The 1,036-nt window shown below is 64.4% G+C and carries 1 pseudogene; it reads right to left on the bottom strand.

Annotated elements, in window-relative coordinates:
* Positions 1–80: 80 nt before the first annotated feature.
* Positions 81–1,036, bottom strand: a pseudogene (locus AHiyo1_RS09760) (GH32 C-terminal domain-containing protein); the annotation flags it as partial.

Below are 1,036 nucleotides of genomic sequence, written 5' to 3'. Positions count from 1 at the left end.
CTGCTACGGCGGCCGTTCTTATGAGTTTCTTCATGGGGGAAAATCTCCTTTGATTTGAACGGAGGTCTGGCGCTGGGTATTTAGTTGTCTGTGCGCTTACGTATCTCAAGATCGGTGAGAGTTGCGGTGCCTTCACCGGCGAATACGCCGATGCGGCCGTCCGGTAGCCCGTAGATCCGGGTACTGAGGGCGACCTGCCGGTCGACGACGGCGACGCAGAGGTCCCCGTCGACGACAAGTTCGAGGGTGTGCTCTCCGGAGGCCAGCTCGCAGGGGCGTTCCAGCTCGATCTCGAAGGGGACATCCCCCGAGACGTGCCATTGCGCGTCGCCGCTGATTTCGCGGGGCCATCGGTCGAACACCATGCGGCCGCGCTTCGGTTCCAGGCGGATGATGTAGGACTCGTCTCCGTCCGCGCTTGAGCGGAGCAGCAGGCCGCATTCGCTGGTATCGGCTTCGATCTGCAAAACCGCCCGGGCGTAGAACTGGCGAGGGAGGACCTCATCGGACACCATGGCGGTGTACCCGTCTGGAGCATGCAGTACCAGCGGAAAGTCATCCCCCAGGGATACCGGGATGTCGTCCCAGAAGCTCTCGACGAGTTCGTCGGCGAGGGAAAAAGCGAGGGTGCCGTCGTCGTTCTGGCGGGCCTCGAGGACGGACATCGTGCCCGCCCACTGCCAGGCGCCGTCGTCGTGGTTGCCCTCCTTGCTGGCGACCCAGCCGAAGAAGAACCGGCGACCGTCCCGCTCGGCCGTCTTCGAGGCATAGAAGGCGCGGCCGTCAACGCTGTCCCGCGGCGGCACGGTCCAAGGCCCATCGGGACTTTTCGCCATGCGGTAGCGGGTGGTGAAGGACTCGGAGAATTCCGAATAGACCAGGTACCACCAGTCGCCCCAGGCGAAAACGTCCGGGCATTCGTGCGTGATGTACCGGCGGGGATCCCAGAACGGCTCGGGTATGCTCCCAATCCATCAGGTCCGGGGAAACGCATTGGGCGATCAGCCGCGACGGCGGTCCGGGCCGTCCGCGTGCC

Source organism: Arthrobacter sp. Hiyo1 (assembly GCF_001263615.2).
Taxonomy (GTDB): Bacteria; Actinomycetota; Actinomycetes; order Actinomycetales; family Micrococcaceae; genus Arthrobacter.
The sequence above is the reverse complement of the archived record's forward strand: the minus strand, read 5'-3'. Positions and strand labels throughout refer to the sequence as shown.